We start from the raw sequence: 13,550 nt of genomic DNA on the forward strand, positions 1-13,550 counted from the left end.
ATGGGTCTGACAGCCGGCCTGCTTGTTGGCGTCGGTTACTTGGGCTGCGCGTTGAAGCGCTCCTGGTTGAGTGTCCGCAGACGATCGATTACCTCGTACCTGACGTCCCGCTCCATGGTCCAGCGAACACCGATCTTGGTTTCGTGGAAGCCGACTTTGGGGTCAAGATCCGTCCAGCCGTAGGCAGCCAAAACCGCGTGGTCGATCTCCGTGTGCAGGTCTCGTAGAGCGACGACCTCTGGGTCGGCGACTGCGGAGTCGCGAACCTTGTTGTAGGCGGTAGTCATGCCCCAGCCTCGAGAGAGCATCAGTGCTCGGCGGGTCGTGTCCAACTGCTTACCGAGATGCTCCAAGCGGGCCCACTCGACTGGACGTTCGTGAGCGCGAGGGCGGGGCAAGGTCAGAAATACAGCGTTGCTGCTGTACCGAATATCGGTTCGCATGGTGGATGTATACCGCATGACCCAAGCGCTATGTGCACTTGAGGAGAGCAAGGCCAGATGTGCGAAATCATCCAAGGCGAATACTACGCATGCGTGACCAAATACAGGACCAGTCTCCACTCGGGCGGGCATGAGTGTGTTGCCGACCTGCGACATGGCTAGCACGCATTCGAGATTTTCGATCGCTTCGTAAAGATCAATTGCCCGCTCGGCGAACCGCCACCAATTCTCGCGATACTGTTTACGATTGCTCTGATCGCGCTTCGGCTTGACTAGTTGGCGTACCCTTTCGAGCAACTCTGGGTACTCCTCGGCCTTCTCGAGAGGCCAGTTGTTGAAGTTAATCACCTGGCGGCTTGAGGAGCAGTCTCTTCGCTGGCTCAGGTCCTTACCGATTGTGTAAGGTTGAATTACCTCCGCGTTTCGTGGATTCTTTGTGATTAGATCGTTTCGCTCGTCTTCTGTGAGCGTGAAGCCGATTCCAACAATATTCGACCCCTGGAACGCCAGGTTTTCGTTCTCACGCAGCACGACAGGCCGGCCTGGGATGGTCGTGGGTACTTCGAGATCTGGTCCGATTGCTGGAACCTGTTCGCCGTCGAGCCACAGTGAGGCGCCTCTGCCGGGCTTTTCTCTACTTGCCCAGAACTCCACAATCTGAAGGTTCGCGCTCTTCGTTGGCCACGGGTGGCCGGACACGCCGCGCCAGAGGTGTAGGCTTCTTGTCGCCTGTTCCAGTCCGACTTTGAGGGAGACGTTCTCCGTCACGCTGTTATTGGTCACGAGGCCCAGTTGGCCGCGCCTATTGAGCAGCTTCTCGGCGCGCAAGACGAATCGCGTAGCTAGATCTGCACTGCCGCTTACTCCGTTCCCATCCCACTGTTGAAGCCATTTCAGGTAATCGCCCCCTAGTGGGGCCGAGATCTTCTTCCCTCCCAGGAAAGGAGGATTTCCGACAATTGCATCAAATCCTGGAGAGGCAGTGTCTCCGAAGACCTCGGGAAAGGCGAGCGGCCAGTGGAGTGGAGTGCGGCTGCTAGTGCCAGCTGGTTGTCCACCGAACAAGTCTGTTTCAGCTTGAGAGCGGAGCGAGGTGCTGTCTTTCCCCGTTGTCGCAAGTGTGAATGCTAGCTGGACGAAGAGGTTATCTCTCTTCTTGCCCGTGACCTGAGCGCCCTTGAGTCCGATGCCAGTCAGAGCGTCAGCGATAACTGACAACGATGACTCGACCTCTCGGGACTGGTCGAGCAGGCGCGCTTTGTGCTCAACATCGCGGATAGTTACAGCTGGTGTCGTGGTGATACGGCGCCTCAAAGTTGCCGCCTTCTGTACCACCGCTCGCCATTCCTCGGAGAAGTCCATGGTGTCTCGCTTCAACCGCCGGCCAGCAGCCGGGTCAATGTGCATGACCTCAAGCTGCGCGAAGCTGGTCAGACCTAGAAGGGAGTCCCCAGCTGTGAAACGGTCGTCGAGGAAGCCAAAGGGGCGCTCGCGATCCATAGTGATCAGCCACATGGAGAGCTTGGCCATGGACACTGCCAGTGGGTTGATGTCCACGCCGTAGAGGCAGCGCTCCGCCACCAGACGGCGGGCCTCCAGCTGGACGGCGTCAACTTCGCTGTCCGAAGCTAGACGATTGCCGTAGCGAGTTTCTGCGGCGAGTAGAGCGTCCCGTCGTCCCTCCAACTCCCAGGCCCGGACCAACTTACCCGCGAGATACCTACACGCGGCCACAAGGAATGCGCCGGAACCCATCGCGATGTCCGCTACGCGTAGCGTGAGGATCTCCGCCGAGGGACGAAGCTCCCAGGCATCCTCGTCACCCGTTTGCAGCGGGCCGGGACGGTGGACCAACGGATCCAGCGCGTGCTTGACGACCTCTTCCGCCAAGCGGCGCGGGGTGTAGTGCGTTCCAGAGGACGCACGTCGCGACGAGCGCGTGACGTAACGGCCTCCCTTCGGGGTGACTGCCGGCCGGCCGCGGTGGTCGAGCCTTATCACTGGCAATAGCGATTCAGAGTGGGCGAAGTCCTGGGTGCCTGATCCGACCACGCGGCCCAGGTCGTCCAGCTGATCACTCGTAACAGCCTTAGCCAGCTCAGTCTGGATCTTCTGAGCCTTCCAAACGCTGTACTCGCTCAACCAGCTGGCGAACTTGGCATCGTCCAACTCGGCGCGCTTGGAAATGGCGTCGGCCAACGGCACTTCACAAGTGAGCTGCTTGACCTCGGCACGCTTGATGCTGGGCCACTTCGCGGGGCGAGCGAGTCCAACCATCGTTTCCTCGGCGGTGCGTACTTCGAGTTCGAGGAGACCCTCGTACACGTAGCCGATCTGCTCGACGTCGAGGGAGCGGAAAGTCAGCTGTCGGGTCGCGCCATCGATCGTCACGAACTGAACGGCCTCAAGCATCTTGAGAACCGTCAAGTCGTCCACCGCAGGGGGCTCCGCGTCCATGTGGCTCGGTGTGGTTCCCTCGGCTGCCGCAGCGCGGCCCTCCAGCCACGGGTAGCGATCCGGGTCGAAGAGCTCTCCACCATAGGCTGGCATTCGCAGATCCTCATGCGCAACGCCTGCGTGAATGGCACGGGTCACCGCAAGCAGCCGGTGCCATGCCGCGGTCCGGTGGGCCAGGGCCTGCTGACCTGCGTACTTTGCGCGTGTACGCAGTTGCTCGACCAGGTAGCCGACGGAGTACCCGCTGGCGTAGAGGTCGTCATCACTAGGGAGCAGACGGCGCTCTTCGGCGAAGAGGAGGAAGACCACGCGCATCATCACTGTGACGACACCGGAGTAAAAGTCGTCGTCGCTCACGTCTCGGAGCAGGTCGCCTTCGCTGTCTCGGTCGAGTTGATCAAACCTGGCGACCAGTAGTTCGACTGCGTCCCGTACCTGCCTGCCTAGAGTCTCGGTGACTTCCTCTTGCCGTGACAGGCTGGCGCGCAGGAGGCGAGGGAGAGTCTTGTCGAGTTCCGCGTTCAGGAAGCGGAAGCGACCGAGGAAGTCGACGAAGGCGGCGAAGAGGTCTGGTTCGGCGCTGAACAGCGACGCATCCCAGATGCCGACGCCAGTAGAACCCCCGATCGGCGCCCAGACGACGGCCCACCACCGCCCGTCGGTCGCTACACCGATGGGCACCCTGCGGGCACGCAATAGAGCCGCCAGGCGGTCAACAGGGCTTGAGGCACCGCCTCTTGAATCAAGTGGATGCTGACCCCAAGGCAAATGAGTGCCGAGCAACTTCCAGGGATTGTTAAGGTCTTCGTCCTCTAGGCCGTCGGCTGCACCAATGCTCTTGGCATCAGCTTCTTCGCCGTCGGCCTCCTCCTCTGCAGTGTCTTCGTCGTCCTCTCCATCCGTATCCTGCTCATCCCTGCCGACTACGTCGGCGCGGAAGGCGAAATCCGGACGGAGTGGGGTTCCAAGACCGGCCTGGGCAACGGCGAGAGAGGCCGGAATGCCATCATCGAGGAGAAGGCTGTCCTGCCAGTCCAGGGCGTTGTGCAGCACAGCGTGAACGACATCGCGTCGACTCACGCCACCATCGCTCATCATCTGTTCTACGCGAACGCGCATGAGCGCGCGCGTTTCCTTGGGCACCTCTGTCAAGCCATTCGGCAACGCCTCATGGACGACGGGCAAGGCGAGAAAGGGCCCGGAGGTCTGGAGGAGCTCCAGCCAGGCATGCCGGGCGCGGATTTCCTCGGTGACTCCGGTGCTGGCGGACTTCTTCCGACGGGGAGCCATCAGTTTTCCTCCCAGCCCTCGGGCACGCATACGGCCACAGCGAACGGAAACACGAGCTCGCGGAGGCCGGCGTAACGCCGCTCTACCTCTGCTACGTCTCGCCTGCGCTCGCCTGGCAGGCTATCGAGCCGAGCTCTGATCGCTTCAACATCCCGCTCGATCTGATCCTGCTCGACTTGCTGCAACTCATCGATCGACAGTTGGACGAATGCCCGGGATGGTTCGGCGAGCAGTCGCTGCAACGATTCCTCGAGTTGACTGAGCGTGGCGTTCACTCGCTCAACTTCCTTCACTTGGCGATCCGTAAGTGCGGTCTCAAGGTCGGCGAGTCGGGCGCGAGCAGCCTCCCGTACATCCTTAGCGAATCGTTCGGCCAGTGTTGGCCATGCCTCGGTCACGAGGGCGAGAGCTGCCGCTGGCGCCTCCCGGCAGGCGTCGGGAGCGAAGCCGTCTTCGAGCGCACGCCGCAGCCTCGCCTTGATGTCGTCCTCGCGGGGATTCTTCCTGAGCTGGCCGAGGTCTACTGCGCGTGAGCGGCCCGAGGCTGGCACCGCCCGCGCTACGGGCATGATCTCCTCGTGCAGACGGCGGCCGTCTGCACCCACGACGACCAGGCGTGCGTAGGCGACAGCCAACACGTCGGTTATGCCGCAGTCCTCGGGCAGTGTGACGGTCACCGCGGAGACGCGGTGCAGTTTGGAGTGGCCTTGCCACATGGCGGAGCGCAGCAGCCGAGCGCACTGAGAGACGAGCGGATGCTCAAGATGTGCGTGGACAGCACTATCGTCGCGCCCCTCGAGCAGGGTGCCGTCGAACACCACAGGGCGCCGTACATGGTCCAACGGATCTTCGAGACCAGTGACAGTGCGCTCCCAGCCACGCTTGAGGTCGGGGACCTCCACCTGCCCGCCGGAGAGATCGATCAGAGGCTGCTGCTCAGCCATCGCCAGTCCTACGTCGACGACGCGTCGTACGTTCACCGGAGATACGTGAAGCCGTCGTTCACTGCGCGATAGCTGCTTCCGAAGCCGCTGGGTGTGTGCGCGGACATCTTGCTCGGCCTTCAGCATGCTCGCCGACGGTTTCTGCTTCACCTCAAGTGGGTCCACGAGCATGGGGCGACCAAGCAGCTGAGCTTCCACAGCAGCTGCGAGAACTGGGTTGATGCTGCCTAGATCGGCACGCTCTGTGGCGACCTTCACGGCCACTCGAGACAGGAACTCCAGGTCACCCTTGAATGACTTGGCTTCGGCGCTCTCCCAGTCGGTACCAACGAAGTGTGCAACGTCCACGGGGAACCGCTGGCCGTGCCTGTCCACCCGTCCGATTCGCTGCTCCAGCCGGTTCGGGTTGAACGGGATGTCGTAGTTGATGATCCGGTGACAGTAGTTCTGCAGGTCGATGCCTTCGCTCGCAGAGTCGGTCGCGAGAAGGATGCGCACGGGTGTCCGGTGCGGCGCTGCCTGAAACGCAAGCTTGACGGCATCCCGACGCTTCGGATCCATGCCGCCATACAGCAGCTCCAGCTTGTCGCCGCCAAGCCCACGCGCGTTGAGGATGTCCGCGAGGTAGGTCTGGGTGTCACGAAATTCCGTGAAAACGATCACTCGGTCGCTCGGATCCGCGGTCAGGACGCGCTGGATCTCGGCGACCAGCCCTTCGGCCTTGCTGTCGGTCTTCTGGCCGTGAACATCCGCCCAAGCGAGCAGCTCCTCGAGTGTGGTGCGGGAGTTCCCCCCAAGGGGACCGGTGCTGTTTGCGATCCGGGTCAGAAGTTCCAGCTCACCAACACTGCCAGGCTCGTCGTCCTCCGTCTCCTGATCCCAGTCGGCTGCCTCGTCGAGCCAGGCCAGGTCGTCGTCGCCGGGGGTCGTGGCCTGGCCGTAGCCTTCAGCTGCAGTTGCGTGACTGCGGAGTGTGAGTGTGAATGCAGCAGGAGACGAGAACAGCCGTCGCTTCAACATCAACGTCACGAGATCATTTGCCTTGACCGCTGTGGCGTTCTCTCCCAGGCGCTCGGTCCGGTACGCCTCAAGAAGCTGCTGGACCTGGATCTCTGCGGGTGAATACGCCACAGGGATGGCGCGATTCGTCCGGGGTTGGAACAGGCCGTTGTCCTCGTCGTCTTTGATCTGATCCTTCAGGCGGCGCACCATCACTTCCTCAAGGGCAGACTCTGTGGGCGTCATGCCACGGGTGAAGCGCTGCGGGTCGAGCATCGCCAGCAGGGCCTGCCAGGAGTTGGAGTACCCGTTATGCGGGGTCGCACTGAGGAACACCCGATGCTGGCTGTGCTCGCTGACCCGCTTGACGGCTTCCGTCTGCTTGCTGTCGACTGCGTATCCCTTGCCGCGCTGCGGCGCCGGCGGCGCGCAGTGGTGCACCTCGTCGACTACCAGCAGGTCGAAGAAGCCCGGGTGCCTTGTTTCCTCTGTGAGGACCTCGTCGAGCAGGCGTCGAACGATGGGGCTCCTCAACCATTGCAGGCTGATGATGAGCCTCGGGAAGACAGAGAACGGGTTCTGGCCCAGACCATGAGTACGGCGTAGGTCCCGCAGAGTCATCGAGCTCAGGACCGTGAAGTCGAGGCCGAAACGCTGCTTCATCTCTTCTTGCCACTTGCCGGTCAGTGACGCAGGACAGACGACGAGCACGCGACGAGCGCGATGGCGGAGAAGCATCTCCTGGATGACCAGGCCGGCCTCGATTGTCTTGCCGAGGCCGACGTCATCGGCGACCAGGAGGTTCACTCGCGGCATGGACAGCGCCTTGGCGACCGGGGCGAGCTGGTGTGGATAGACGGTGATTCCGGACCGGAACGGAGCCTGCAGAGTTTCTGTATCAGCACTTGCCACGCTGCCCCACCGAGCAGCATCGAGGAAAGCTCCCAGTCGCTGCGGATCATCCCAGCGCCCATCCTGAACCTCGGGCAGCTCTTCCGATGAAACCAGCTGACGGCCTGGCTCCATCTCCCATACGACGGTCAGGCTGTCGCCCACGTCGTCGCCCGAGACGTTGGTCAGAGTCACGAGCGTCCGCCCCGGAAGACGTGCCGCAGCGAGCTCGTCGACTGGCTGACGGCTTTCGTCCACGCGGGCGACGACCCAATGCTCCCCGCGCACCTTTACCAGCTGGCCTGGTGCAACCACCGCATCATTCATGATGGACCAATCTTGCCTGATCCAGCCCATGCATTGGAGCCGTTCCAGAAGCGTCTCCGCGGATGCCCCAGAAACGCAGAGTGGAGGTTGCTCCTATGCGGTCCGACGTGTCACGACGACACCCCGTAGCACGAGTCGCCACCGGACAGCCTGACCGCTCAAGAGCCCGCGATGCGTCGGTCTCGGGTTCAGCGCCGTCGGCGATTCAGAGGAAGGGCGGTGTGCCTGCCTCAGCCACCGAGGTTGGAGGCGGGCACCCACCAAGCCGTTCGGTGTGCCGCCGAGAGCACGCTGAGGCAGGGACATCCCAGGGACTTTCACGTCTGTCCCAGGGCGTTTCCGGGGACTTTCCGCCGCGTAAGCAGGGAAGGCCCTGACAGCACTGAAAGATACAAACGCACTGGTCAGACCCCGTCCCGCCTAGCACTCAATGATGTTCACCGCGAGCCCGCCCCGCGCCGTCTCCTTGTACTTGACGGACATGTCCGCGCTGGTGTCCTTCATGGCCTTGCCAGCCTTGACGTAGGCGTCCGCCCTCCCATCCCGCCGGCAGGCTCGACGGCGGCAGCGCGCATTTCACTGCTCGTCTCGACGTGCTCCCGGGCAGGGGTGTCGCGGATGCTGTCGGCGGGCGCCTCGGTCAGCAGGTCGCCGACCCCTGTGGCGAGCACTCTCCGTGAAGGCTGACGGGCACTCGGATATCTCTGACGCCTCGTCACCAATTCAAGATCATCTTGCACTCATGTTGCACAAGGTGATGAAAAGCAGTGATGATCAATGGAGGGCCTCGCAAGTGTGTAACAGCAGGTCAGCAGGCATCTAGGGGTGTCGTGCCTCTCATCTCCTAGGGGCACGACACTCCCGCCGGTCAGATGTCGCGGAAGATCTCGATCTGCGCCCCCACCGAGTTCAGCCGCTCCGCCAGCTCCTCGTAGCCGCGGTTGATCACGTACACGTTGCGCAGGACCGATGTGCCCTCCGCCGCCATCATCGCGAGGAGGACGACCACCGCCGGGCGCAGGGCCGGGGGGCACATCATTTCGGCGGCGCGCCAGCGGGTGGGGCCCTCGACCAGGACGCGGTGGGGGTCCAGGAGCTGGAGGCGGCCGCCGAGGCGGTTGAGGTCGGTGAGGTAGATCGCGCGGTTGTCGTAGACCCAGTCGTGGATCAGGGTCTGGCCGTGGGCCGTGGCCGCGATGGCCGCGAAGAAGGGGACGTTGTCGATGTTGAGGCCGGGGAACGGCATCGGGTGGATCTTGTCGATCGGCGCCTCCAGTTTGGAGGGGCGGACCGTCAGGTCGACCAGGCGGGTGCGGCCGTTGTCCGCCGCGTACTCCGCGGTGCGGTCGCAGTCGACGCCCATCTCCTCCAGGACCGCGAGCTCGATCTCCAGGAACTCGATGGGTACCCGGCGGATCGTCAGCTCGGACTCCGTGACGACGGCGGCGGCCAGCAGGCTCATCGCCTCGACCGGGTCCTCGGAGGGGGAGTAGTCCACGTCCACGTCGATGTCGGGGATGCCGTGCACCGTGAGGGTCGTCGTGCCGACGCCGTCCACGCGTACGCCAAGCGCCTCCAGGAAGAAGCAGAGGTCCTGGACCATGTAGTTGGAGGAGGCGTTCCGGATGACCGTGGTGCCGTCGTGGCGGGCGGCGGCCAGCAGGGCGTTCTCGGTCACCGTGTCGCCGCGCTCGGTCAGGACGATCGGGCGGCCGGGCGTGACCGAGTGGTCCACCCGGGCGTGGTAGATCCCCTCGGTGGCGGCGATGTCCAGGCCGAAGCGGCGGAGCGCGATCATGTGCGGCTCGATCGTGCGCGTACCGAGGTCGCAGCCGCCCGCGTACGGCAGCTTGAACGCGTCCATGCGGTGCAGCAGCGGGCCGAGGAACATGATGATGGAGCGCGTGCGGCGAGCGGCGTCCGCGTCGATCGCGTCCATGTCGAGCCGGGCCGGCGGCACGATCTCCAGGTCGGTTCCGTCGTTGATCCAGCGGGCGCGCACGCCGATGGAGTTGAGCACTTCGAGGAGGCGGTAGACCTCCTCGATACGGGCCACGCGACGCAGCACCGTACGGCCCTTGTTGAGCAGCGACGCGCACAGCAGCGCCACGCAGGCGTTCTTGCTGGTCTTGACGTCGATGGCGCCGGAGAGGCGGCGCCCGCCGACCACGCGCAGATGCATGGGGCCGGCGTAGCCGAGCGAGACGATTTCGCTGTCGAGTGCTTCACCGATGCGGGCGATCATCTCAAGGCTGATGTTTTGATTGCCGCGCTCGATGCGGTTCACCGCGCTCTGGCTGGTGCCGAGCGCCTCGGCGAGCTGGCTCTGCGTCCAGCCCCGGTGCTGACGGGCGTCACGGATGAGCTTGCCGATACGTACGAGGTAGTCATCTGACATAGCGAAAGGCTATCTCAGATATGAGATCGCACTCGTGTGGGGGTGTGCCGTTCGGGTGAGAGTGGTGTGCCGGAGGGGGCGGGGGAGTGAAGGGCGGTGCCGGAAACTCCCTCGCGGCCGGGGCCCGTCGCTCGTAGGGTCCCGCCTCATGGATTCCGCCGGCACGCACGTGCTCTCCGTCAACATCGGCCGTCCGCGCCCCAACCCCTGGAAGGGGATCGGCGCGACCGGCATCGACAAGCGGCCCGTGGACGGGCCGGTCGCGGTGAGCGCCCCCGGGCCCAAGGGCACCGGCGCCGTCGGGCTGGCCGGTGACCGCGCCTACGACGTGCGGCATCACGGCGGCACCGACCAGGCCGTCTACGCCTACGCGCGCGAGGACCTGGACGGATGGGAGGCCGAGCTGGGCCGGCCGCTCGCCCCCGGGGTGTTCGGCGAGAACCTGACCACCCTCGGCGTGGACGTCAACGGCGCCCTGATCGGGGAGCGCTGGCGGATCGGGCCCGACGTCGTCCTGGAGGTGTCGTGCGCGCGGATACCGTGTGCGACGTTCCAGGGCTGGCTGGAGCGGGCAGGCTGGATCGAGCGGTTCACCCGGGCGGCCCTGCCCGGTGCGTACCTCCGGGTGATCGAGCCCGGCGAGATCCGCTCCGGCGACCGGCTGACGGTCGTGCACCGGCCCGCCCACGAGGTGACCGTCGCGCTGGAGTTCCGGGCCATGACCCTGGAGCCGGAGCTGCTGCCGCTCCTCGCGGTGGCGGACGCGCTGCCCGAGGAGGGCAAGGAGCTGATCCGCCGTCGCACGCGCGCCACGCCGCCGCCGGGGGGCGCCCGGACATGACCCTTCCGCGGTCATGTACTAGAGTTATCTCGACATCGAGATATATGCCGAAGGCGCACAGCGGGCCGCCGGAGGTAAGGGTTACCTAACTAAGCCTTACCTTAGCGGATGGTCCGGTGGTCCGAGGCGGCACCACGCGGCGCCCGCCGTGGTGAGGCGCGGCGCGGAGTTACGCGCACATTGATGAAGGAGACTGTCGTGTCGGCGAACAGCTTCGACGCCCGCAGCACGCTGCGCGTGGGCGACGAGTCGTACGAGATCTTCAAGCTGGACAAGGTCGAGGGCTCCGCGCGCCTCCCCTACAGCCTGAAGGTGCTGCTGGAGAACCTGCTCCGCACGGAGGACGGCGCGAACATCACCGCCGACCACATCCGCGCGCTCGGCGGCTGGGACTCCCAGGCGCAGCCCAGCCAGGAGATCCAGTTCACGCCGGCTCGCGTGATCATGCAGGACTTCACCGGTGTGCCCTGCGTCGTGGACCTCGCGACCATGCGTGAGGCCGTCAAGGAGCTCGGCGGCGACCCGGAGCGGATCAACCCGCTCGCCCCGGCCGAGCTGGTCATCGACCACTCCGTCATCGCCGACAAGTTCGGCACGAAGGAAGCCTTCGGCCAGAACGTCGAGCTGGAGTACGGCCGCAACAAGGAGCGCTACCAGTTCCTGCGCTGGGGCCAGACCGCGTTCAGCGAGTTCAAGGTCGTCCCGCCGGGCACCGGCATCGTCCACCAGGTCAACATCGAGCACCTGGCCCGTACGGTCATGGTCCGCAACGGCCAGGCGTACCCCGACACCCTCGTCGGCACCGACTCGCACACCACCATGGTCAACGGCCTCGGCGTGCTGGGCTGGGGCGTCGGCGGCATCGAGGCCGAGGCAGCGATGCTCGGCCAGCCGGTCTCCATGCTCATCCCGCGCGTCGTCGGCTTCAAGCTGACCGGCGAGCTCCCGGCCGGCACCACCGCCACCGACCTGGTGCTGACCATCACCGAGATGCTGCGCAAGCACGGCGTCGTCGGCAAGTTCGTGGAGTTCTACGGTGAGGGCGTCGCCGCCACCTCGCTCGCCAACCGCGCCACCATCGGCAACATGTCGCCGGAGTTCGGCTCCACCGCCGCGATCTTCCCGATCGACGAGGAGACCCTCAACTACCTGCGCCTGACCGGCCGCGACGCCCAGCAGGTCGCCCTGGTCGAGGCGTACGCCAAGGAGCAGGGCCTCTGGCTGGACCCGGCCGCCGAGCCCGACTTCTCCGAGAAGCTGGAGCTCGACCTCTCCACGGTCGTCCCCTCCATCGCCGGCCCGAAGCGCCCGCAGGACCGCATCGTCCTCGCCAACGCCAAGGCCCAGTTCGCCCAGGACGTCCGCAACTACGTGGACTGCGTGGACGAGGCGGGCAAGGAGTCCTTCCCGGCCTCCGACTCCCCGGCCATCGGCGCCGCCGGCCCGACGAACCCGGTCACGGTCACCGCCCCCGACGGCTCCACGTACGAGCTGGACCACGGCGCCGTCACCGTCGCCGCGATCACCTCCTGCACCAACACCTCGAACCCGTACGTCATGGTCGCCGCGGCGCTCGTGGCGAAGAAGGCGGTCGAGAAGGGCCTGACCCGCAAGCCGTGGGTCAAGACCACCCTCGCCCCGGGCTCGAAGGTCGTCACCGACTACTTCGACAAGGCGGGCCTGACCCCGTACCTCGACAAGGTCGGCTTCAACCTCGTCGGCTACGGCTGCACCACCTGCATCGGCAACTCCGGCCCGCTGCCGGAGGAGGTCTCCAAGGCGGTCAACGAGCACGACCTGGCCGTGACCTCGGTGCTCTCCGGCAACCGCAACTTCGAGGGCCGGATCAACCCCGACGTCAAGATGAACTACCTGGCGTCCCCGCCGCTGGTCGTCGCGTACGCCATCGCCGGTTCGATGAAGGTGGACATCACCAAGGACGCGCTCGGCGTCGACCAGGACGGCAAGCCCGTCCACCTGGCCGACATCTGGCCCTCCGAGGCCGAGGTCAACGACGTCGTGGCGAACGCCATCGGCGAGGACATGTTCAACAAGTCCTACCAGGACGTCTTCGCGGGCGACGCCCAGTGGCAGGCGCTGTCCATCCCGACCGGCAACACCTTCGAGTGGGACTCCGAGTCCACCTACGTGCGCAAGCCGCCGTACTTCGAGGGCATGACCATGGAGACCTCGCCGGTCGAGGACATCACCGGCGCCCGGGTCCTCGCCAAGCTGGGCGACTCGGTCACCACCGACCACATCTCCCCGGCCGGTGCGATCAAGGCCGACACCCCGGCCGGCCAGTACCTCACGGAGCACGGCATCGAGCGCCGTGACTTCAACTCCTACGGCTCGCGCCGTGGCAACCACGAGGTCATGATCCGCGGCACGTTCGCCAACATCCGCCTGCGCAACCAGATCGCGCCGGGCACCGAGGGCGGCTTCACCCGCGACTTCACCCAGGACGGCGGTCCGGTGTCGTTCATTTACGACGCCTCGCAGAACTACCAGGCCGCCGGCACCCCGCTGGTCATCCTGGCCGGCAAGGAGTACGGCTCCGGCTCGTCCCGCGACTGGGCGGCCAAGGGCACCGCGCTCCTCGGCGTCAAGGCCGTCATCGCCGAGTCCTACGAGCGCATCCACCGCTCGAACCTCATCGGCATGGGCGTCCTGCCGCTCCAGTTCCCGGAGGGCCAGACCGCCGAGACCCTCGGCCTCACCGGCGAGGAGACCTTCTCCGTCACCGGCGTGACCGAGCTGAACGACGGCACGACCCCGCGCACGGTCAAGGTCACCACCGACACCGGGGTCGAGTTCGACGGCGTCGTCCGCATCGACACCCCCGGTGAGGCGGACTACTACCGCAACGGCGGCATCCTGCAGTACGTGCTGCGCAGCCTGATCCGCAAGTAGGGATCGGCGGCAGTACGGCGAGAGGGCCGCACCCCCGGCGACGGGGG

The 13,550-nt window shown here is 65.2% G+C and carries 5 protein-coding genes and 1 pseudogene; 2 read left to right on the plus strand and 4 right to left on the minus strand.

Going from position 1 to position 13,550, the window contains the following annotated elements:
• Nucleotides 1–35 precede the first annotated feature (35 nt).
• From ACN6LM_RS28625 to ACN6LM_RS28640, 4 genes and pseudogenes are all read right to left on the minus strand, one after another.
• Nucleotides 36–4,190, minus strand: a complete 4,155-nt coding sequence (locus ACN6LM_RS28625) for an Eco57I restriction-modification methylase domain-containing protein (protein WP_445068275.1) — start codon at nt 4,188–4,190, stop codon at nt 36–38.
• Entirely contained in the window at nt 4,190–7,351 is a 3,162-nt protein-coding gene (drmD, locus tag ACN6LM_RS28630; RefSeq protein WP_445068276.1) for a DISARM system SNF2-like helicase DrmD, read from the minus strand. The genes ACN6LM_RS28625 and drmD overlap by 1 nt, the downstream gene beginning before the upstream one ends.
• A gap of 420 nt (nt 7,352–7,771) precedes the next feature.
• Nucleotides 7,772–7,912 (minus strand): annotated as a pseudogene (locus ACN6LM_RS28635) (L-serine ammonia-lyase); the annotation flags it as partial.
• A gap of 307 nt (nt 7,913–8,219) precedes the next feature.
• The gene (locus tag ACN6LM_RS28640; protein WP_445068277.1) at nt 8,220–9,749 is read right to left on the minus strand and encodes a helix-turn-helix domain-containing protein; all 1,530 of its coding nucleotides are present in this window, start codon (nt 9,747–9,749) and stop codon (nt 8,220–8,222) included.
• 148 nt (nt 9,750–9,897) lie between these two features.
• On the opposite strand from ACN6LM_RS28640, the gene ACN6LM_RS28645 reads away from it, so the two are divergent.
• Together ACN6LM_RS28645 and acnA are read left to right on the plus strand one after the other, a co-directional pair.
• Nucleotides 9,898–10,590, plus strand: coding sequence for an MOSC domain-containing protein (locus ACN6LM_RS28645; RefSeq protein WP_445068278.1), 693 nt, complete (start codon nt 9,898–9,900; stop codon nt 10,588–10,590).
• A gap of 198 nt (nt 10,591–10,788) precedes the next feature.
• Nucleotides 10,789–13,503 carry an aconitate hydratase AcnA gene (acnA, locus tag ACN6LM_RS28650; RefSeq protein WP_445068279.1) on the plus strand — a complete coding sequence of 905 codons (2,715 nt, stop codon included), beginning with the start codon at nt 10,789–10,791 and terminating at the stop codon, nt 13,501–13,503.
• Nucleotides 13,504–13,550 lie beyond the last annotated feature (47 nt).

The sequence above is a fragment of the Streptomyces sp. SAS_281 genome (genome assembly GCF_052542855.1).

What these genes read in the sequence shown, in the direction of transcription:
- ACN6LM_RS28625 (WP_445068275.1), bottom strand. Translation starts at nt 4,190, where the DNA reads ATGGCTCCCCGTCGGAAGAAGTCCGCCAGCACCGGAGTCACCGAGGAA.
- drmD (WP_445068276.1), bottom strand. Translation starts at nt 7,351, where the DNA reads ATGAATGATGCGGTGGTTGCACCAGGCCAGCTGGTAAAGGTGCGCGGG.
- ACN6LM_RS28640 (WP_445068277.1), bottom strand. Translation starts at nt 9,749, where the DNA reads ATGTCAGATGACTACCTCGTACGTATCGGCAAGCTCATCCGTGACGCC.
- ACN6LM_RS28645 (WP_445068278.1), top strand. Translation starts at nt 9,898, where the DNA reads ATGGATTCCGCCGGCACGCACGTGCTCTCCGTCAACATCGGCCGTCCG.